Genomic DNA, 7299 nt, shown 5'->3' on the forward strand with positions numbered 1-7299 from the left:
AGGCGGGAATTCCAGGAAGTAAGTGGAAGGAGCGTTGAAGGTGACCGTAAGAGCCGAGATGGAGGAAGTGGAGAAGAACAAGGTGCGCGTCCGGGTGGAGGTGCCCGCCGAGGAGGTGACCAAGGCCATCGACCGCGCCTTCCGCGACATAGCACGCGAGGTCTTCGTGCCCGGGTTCCGCAGGGGAAAGGTCCCGCGTCGCGTGCTGCAGGCCAGGCTGGGCATGGAGCCCGTTTGCCAGGAGGTGAAGCAGGCCAATCTTCCCGCCTATTTCCAGGAGGCCCTGGAGCAGCTGGGGATCGAGCCCATCGACGAGCCGGAGATAGACGTGGACGAGATAGAGGTGGAGGACGGGAAGCCCCTCCTCTTCGAGGCCGTGGTGGAGATAAGGCCCCGCGTGGAGATCGCGGACTACAGGGGCGTGGAGGTGGAAAGGCCCGACGAGGAGGTGACGGAGGAGGAGGTCCAGCGGGCCCTGGACAGCCTGCGGGAGAGGTTCGCGCAGCTCGAGGTGGCGTCGGGCAAGACGTTGGCCGACGGCGATTACGCCCTCATCGACTTCGAGGGCACGGTGAACGACAAGCCCTTCGAGGGAGGCTCGGCCAAGGATTTCATGCTGGAGATAGGCACGGAGAACATCTGGCCCGAGTTCAACGAGGAGCTCAGGGGCAAGCGCAAGGGCGACATACTGGACATCAAGGTGAAGGTGCCCGAGCACTTCCCCGACGAGGAGATGGCGGGAAAGATAGCCTCCTTCAAGGTGATCGTAAAAGAGGTCAAGGTGAAGAAGTTGCCCGAGGCGAACGACGATTTCGCCAAGGAGGCCAGCAGGTTCGACACCATAGGGGAGCTGCGGGAGGACATCAGGAAGCGCCTGCAGGGGATCAAGAGCGAGCGGGCGAAGGAGTCGGTGCGGCTGCAGGCGCTGCGCAAGATCGCGGACCGCCTGGACGTCGACATCCCCCAGAAGATGATAGACGGGTACGTCATGCGGCGCAGGCAGGACCTCGAGGCCAGGCTCTCCACCCGCGGCATATCGCTGGAGGATTACCTCGCGGCCGTGAACTACACCGAGAAGCGCATGGAGGAGGAGTTCGGCGAGGAGGCGGGAAGGCTCATCCGCAACGAGCTCGTCCTGGAGGCCGTGATAAGGCAGGAGGGCCTGGAGGTGAGCGATGAGGAGCTGGCGCAGGAGATCGAGAGGAGGGCGGACATCATCGGCATCAAGGCGGAGACCCTGCGGTCCGCCCTGCAGGAGAGGGAAGGCCTCGAGGAGCTGCGCCGGGACCTGCTCATGGAAAAAGCCCTCAAGTTTTTAGGGGAGCATGCCGTATTTGCCGGTGAAGGAGGGGAGGCGGCCTCCTCGGGTGGCGAGGGAGCCGGTGAGGTGGCGGAAGGAGAGGGCGCCGGCGACACCCGGTCTCCCGGGGAGGGAGCGGAGGAGTCAGGGGAGTGAGAGGCGAGGTGGAAGGCCCGCCCCGTGCGGGTATAATTCTGTTAGACGAACGAATAGGCAGAAGCGCCTTGGCTGAGGAAAGAGGATGATGCAGCATGGCAACCAGCCTGATACCCATAGTGATAGAGCAGACGAGCAGGGGCGAGAGGTCCTTCGACATCTATTCCCGGCTGCTCAAGGACCGTATCATCTTCCTGGGCACGGAGATCGACGACCACGTGGCCAACCTGGTCATGGCGCAACTGCTGCACCTGGAGTCGGAGGACCCGGAGAAGGACATCCACCTCTACATCAACAGCCCCGGCGGCATCGTCACCTCCACCCTGGCCATCTACGACACCATGCAGTACGTGAAGGCCGACGTCTCCACCATATGCATCGGGCAGGCGGCCTCAGGCGCGGCCCTGCTGCTGGCCGCGGGGGCGAAGGGGAAGCGTTTTGCCCTCCCCCACTCGCGGGTGCTGCTGCACCAGCCGGCGGGGGGCGCCAGCGGCCAGGCGGTGGACATCGACATCCACGCCAGGGAGATACTGCGCCTGCGGGACCTGCTGGACAAGATCCTCTCCGACCACACCGGGCAACCGCTGGAGAGGATACGGGCCGACACCGACCGCGATTTCATCATGACCGCCCACGAGGCCCTGGAATACGGGGTCATCGACTCAGTGATCGAGAGGAAAGAGGAAGAGGAGGAGAAAGCGAAGGCCAAGTAGGGCGTCCGACGGGACGGGTGGCGCGCCTGCAGGCGCAACGGCGGGGAGGGATGGCGGTCCGGGAAGCGGGGAGGCGTCTGCCTCGGGGACACGGCCCGGGGGTGAGGAAAGAGGGGATTCCGTCCGATAATATGGCTGAGACCATGTGAGCGTGCGGCGGACGGAAGCGAGTCTGGAGGTAAGTGTCACATGGCGAAGTTCGGAGAGGGCGGCGACCTGCTCAAGTGCTCCTTCTGCGGCAAGAGCCAGCGGCAGGTGAAGAAGCTCATCGCCGGCCCCGGCGTCTACATCTGCGACGAGTGCATCGACCTGTGCAACGAGATCATCGAGGAGGAGCTGGCGGAGACCCCCGAGCTGCGCCTGGAAGAACTTCCCAAGCCGTCGGAGATCTACGCCTTCCTCAACGACTACGTCATCGGGCAGCACAAGGCCAAGAAGATCCTCTCCGTGGCCGTGTACAACCATTACAAGCGCATCCAGGTGGGGTCCTACGCGGGGGACGACGTGGAGCTGCAGAAGAGCAACATCATCCTCATCGGGCCCACCGGCTGCGGCAAGACCCTCCTGGCCCAGACCCTGGCGCGGGTGCTCAACGTGCCCTTCTGCATCGCCGACGCCACCACCCTCACCGAGGCTGGCTACGTGGGGGAGGACGTGGAGAACATCCTCCTCAAGCTCATCCAGGCCGCGGACTACGACGTGAAGCGGGCGGAGACGGGGATCATCTACATCGACGAGATAGACAAGATCGCGCGCAAGTCCGAGAACCCCTCCATCACGCGGGACGTGTCCGGCGAGGGGGTGCAGCAGGCGCTGCTCAAGATCCTGGAGGGGACGGTGGCCAGCGTGCCGCCCCAGGGAGGGCGCAAGCACCCCCACCAGGAGTTCATCCAGATCGACACCACCAATATCCTCTTCATCTGCGGGGGCGCCTTCGCCGGCTTGGAGAAGATAGTGGAGAACCGCATCGGCAAGAAGGGCATCGGTTTCGGGGCGGACGTGCGCAAGCCGGAGGAGAAGAACATCGGGGAGATCCTCGAGCAGGTCATGCCCGAGGACCTGCTCAAGTACGGGCTCATCCCCGAGTTCGTGGGTCGCCTGCCGGTGATCGCCGCCTTCCACGGCCTTAACGAGAACGACCTCATCCGCATCCTCACCGAGCCCAAGAACGCGCTCGTGAAGCAGTACAAGAAGTTCTTCGAGTTCGACGGCGTGGAGCTGCGCTTCACCGAAGGGGCGCTGCGTGCCGTGGCGCGCAAGGCCATGCAGAGGACCACGGGGGCGCGGGGCCTGCGGGCCATCATGGAGGAGTGCCTCCTGGACGTGATGTACGAGCTGCCCTCGCGCAACGACATCATCCGCTGCGTGGTCACCAAGGACACCATCGACAAGAACATCGAGCCGACCCTGGTCACCGCCGCGAGCGACTACAAGGACGAGGAAAGCGCCTGATTCTCTTTCCCCTCCACCCCGCGCCCCCCATGTCGTTTACCGCGCAGCACAGGCGTTGACACCCTTTCGATACCGATTTTAGAATACTTTTGGAAAATCGATATCTCGTTACGATTGAGGGTTGCCGGTTGCTTCAGGAAATGCGCCTCAGGTGATCGTTCGCTTTCCCCGGGACGCTTTTCTGTAGCGCATGGGGGTGACGAGATGGGATCATCCAGGAAGATGGATGGTTTCACGGGGTGCATGACGTTTTCTTCCCACCATCCAACTTTTCCTTTACGTTAAGGATTCCGCTCGATACTCACAGCCGACGGTTTGCGGCGTGGCGTAAGACTTAAAGAAAGGGCACGCCGCCGCGGGCGAGCCTGGCCGAGGGATACGCTGAACGGCGGCTCGTGGCGGGGAGTACCGGAAGGGGCGCGTTGCGGCCAAGCGCGCCTATGCGAGGGCATGGAGGTGTGAGCGATGGGAACCTTTGGCCGTTACGCGAAGCCCGCCAGGATGTTCGTCCTCCTGGCATCGGCGCTCCTCTGCATGGGGGTCCTGGCCCCTCTGGGGGCGCGGCCGCCCCTCGGCGGGGAGGCCGCCTCGGCCGACGCCGATCCCTACGAGCCCAATGATGACATAGGGCATGCGTACGGGCCGCTGTCCCCGGGGAGCTACGAGGCCCTGATCTCCCCGCAGGGGGACCGTGACTTCTACTGGATCGACGTGCCGCAAGGTTGCCGTGCCCTGTGCATCACCCTCACCGGCATACCGGAATCCTGCGACTACGACCTGTGGCTGTATGACTCTGCAGGCGAGATCATCGACGGATCCGGCAACGGGAACAACCAGGACGAGCGCATCCAAAGGGCGAACCCCGCAAAGGGCAGGTACTATATCGAGGTCATGTCGCAAGAGAACTACTCCGGGAGCGACACCTACCTGCTGGGCGTGAGCCGCAGCGACCTGGTCACCGACCGCGTGTGGGAGAAGGTCGGGCCCCCCGGGATGTCGCCCCCGCTGGCGGAGTATTCCGTGGCGCAGGTGGAGGCTTGCGGCCAGAACGTGGCCTACGCGGTGCTTGACCCGGAGGCCCCCGCCGACGGCAAGGTGCTCAAGACCACCGACTACGGTGAGAGCTGGCAGGTTTTCAACCTCGAACATCCGGATCCCGATTATAAATTCGACTGGACGCGGCAAATCTCCGTGGTCGACGAGGAGACGGTCTGGGTGGGCAGCGTGCACACCCCGGGATACGGGGTGGCCAGGACCACCGACGGCGGAGAAGCCTGGACATACCATGGAGGCAACAGCTACATGTACGCCTTGGAGGCGACAAGCGGCCTCGACGCGTGGATAGGGGGCTACTATGAACCCGCCGGTTTCATCTATAGTACCTTTGACGGGGGATATAGCTGGTCAGCGGAGTTCTTGAGCGACTGGTACGCCGTCCTGGACATCCACCAGCACGGCGGCGACGCCTGGGCGGTGGGGACGCACGGCTACAGCGGCAGGGTGCTGCACCGCGTTACCGGGGGCTGGGAGGAGGTCGAGCTCCCGCCCGGCATGCCGCAGGAGCTCGAGGGCTGCTGGACGCTGGAGGACAGGGGCCAGTGCGTGGTCTGGGCGGTGGGGGGAGACACCATACTGAAGTCCCTGGACGGGGGCGGAAGCTGGTCGGTGTACAAAGCGCCAGCGGGCGCCGGCTCGCTGAACGCCGTCTGCGCCCTGAGCTCCACCACCGCCTACGCGGCGGGCGACGGGGGGACCATACTCCGGACCACCGACGGGGGAGAGAGCTGGCATTTCATGTACAACGTCAGCACGGAGAACCTCACCAGCATATACGCCTACAATCCCGACCACGCCTGGGCCTCGGGCGACAACGGCACCCTGCTGCGCCTGGTGCCGTACAACACCAGGGCGGGCGACAACGTCACCGTGGACCTGGGCGGCGGCGATTCTATCACCTTTGAAAGCGTGACCGTGCCGGGCAACACCATCAAGACGCCGGCGCCGAACCCCACGGATGAGGAGTTCTCATATCACTGGTGTTTCCGGGGATGCGCCGACATCTCTACCTCCGCCACCTTCGAGGGGACTGCCGAGGTGAGGATGCCCTTTGAGCTGCTATTAGGTCTTGCGGTGGAAGGGGTACACGTGCTCAAGCATACCGACGGGGGAAGCTGGAAGGACATCACCACGGAAATCGATACGGCCAACAACGTGGCCATCGGCCGCACGGATTCCTTATCCGAGTTCGTCCTTATCTACCCCAAATCCAAGATCAACTCCATAGACCCCAGCTGGGGAATACGCGAGAATGCCGTCGATGTCGAGATCACGGGCTACGGTTTCTGGGAGTCGGACACGGACAAGCCGTATATAGCGCTGCAAAAGGAAGACCAGGCCGACATAGAGGCGACCGACGTCGTGGTACACAGCCTCTACCGCATCACCTGCAGGTTCCCCCTTCCGGCAGGCGCCCTGCCGGATAAATGGGACGTGTACATCATGAACCCCGACGACATGTACGACGACACGCTTCACTACGGCTTCAGGGTCATGAACCCCATGCCGCCGCCCACCGTCACCTCCACCAGCCCCGGCCACGCGCAGAGGGGCACGGAGAACGTGAAAGTGGACATCTACGGCACCGGCTTCTGGGAGGCCCACCCCGCCTACCCCACGGCCTGGTTGAGCAGGAAGGACGAGCCCGACATCGCCGGCACGCTCTATGGGTTCTACGGTTCGACCAAAGCCCGCTACGAGTTCGACCTGCCCGCCGGCGCTAACTCGGGACCCTGGGACGTGAACGTGATGAACCCCGACGGCGAGGTGGGAACACTTCCAGGCGGCTTCATGATCACGGGAGGCCTGCCGGCGCCGACCATCACCAATGTCGATCCCGGCTCGGGAGCGTCGGGCGCCACCGTCGATGTCGCCCTGACGGGAACGGGCTTCTGGGGGGCGCCCTTCGTATGCCTGAGACACGCCAATGAAGGCCAGCCTGCTTATAATCCTATATTGGCGACAGATATCGTGGTGCAGAGTCCCACCAGCATCACATGCAAGTTCACCCTCTACGAAAACCGGGCTCCGGGACCCTGGAACGTGTTCATCAAAAACCAGGACGAACAGGAGGCGACCCTGGTCGGGGGCTTCACGGTGACCGCCGCAGGCGGAGGAGGCAACACGCCTCCCGGCTCCAACGTCCCGGTGGACCTCGGCGGGGGCAAGGGAGCGACCTTCGATAACGTGACGGGAGGCGGGAACACCACCGCCACCCCGAAGTCCGACCCCTCGGTGGCCAACTTCCAGGTCCTGGGAGGAAGCTGCTACGACATCACCACGGACGCCACCTACTCCGGGAAGATACGGATCACCCTGCCCTACGACGAGGGATCCCTGCCCGCGGGTACGCGCGAGGAGGACATAAAGATGCTCCACTACGAGGGGGGGAGTTGGAAGGACGTGACGTTGGGAGTGGACACGGCGGCCAACAGGGTGACGGGCGAGGTCACCTCCCTCTCCCTCTTCGTCCTGGGCTTCCGGAAGGCGAGCGCCCCCACCTGGTACCTGGCCGAGGGCACCACCTACGGGGGCATGGAGACCTGGGTGCTCGTGCAGAACCCCAACGACAGCGAGGTCACCGTGGACCTGACCTTCCAGACCAACGAGGGCAAGAAGAAC

4 protein-coding genes are annotated in these 7299 nt (G+C 63.9%); all 4 read left to right on the forward strand.

The genetic code is table 11. The features are described 5' to 3' along the window. Positions 1-40: 40 nt before the first annotated feature. Entirely contained in the window at positions 41-1456 is a 1416-nt protein-coding gene (locus tag H5T73_10175; GenBank protein ID MBC7248127.1) for a trigger factor, read from the forward strand. Positions 1457-1551: 95 nt separating this feature from the next. Beyond that, the gene (gene clpP, locus H5T73_10180) at positions 1552-2169 is read left to right on the forward strand and encodes an ATP-dependent Clp endopeptidase proteolytic subunit ClpP (GenBank protein ID MBC7248128.1); all 618 of its coding nucleotides are present in this window, start codon (positions 1552-1554) and stop codon (positions 2167-2169) included. Between the two features lie 189 nt (positions 2170-2358). Next, positions 2359-3621 carry an ATP-dependent Clp protease ATP-binding subunit ClpX gene (gene clpX, locus H5T73_10185; protein MBC7248129.1) on the forward strand — a complete coding sequence of 421 codons (1263 nt, stop codon included), beginning with the start codon at positions 2359-2361 and terminating at the stop codon, positions 3619-3621. Positions 3622-4086: 465 nt separating this feature from the next. Further along, positions 4087-7299 (forward strand): pre-peptidase C-terminal domain-containing protein (locus H5T73_10190; GenBank protein MBC7248130.1); only part of this gene is annotated, 3213 nt, incomplete at its 3' end.

It is taken from the genome of Actinomycetota bacterium (assembly GCA_014360655.1).
Taxonomy (GTDB): domain Bacteria; phylum Actinomycetota; class Geothermincolia; order Geothermincolales; family RBG-13-55-18; genus JACIXC01.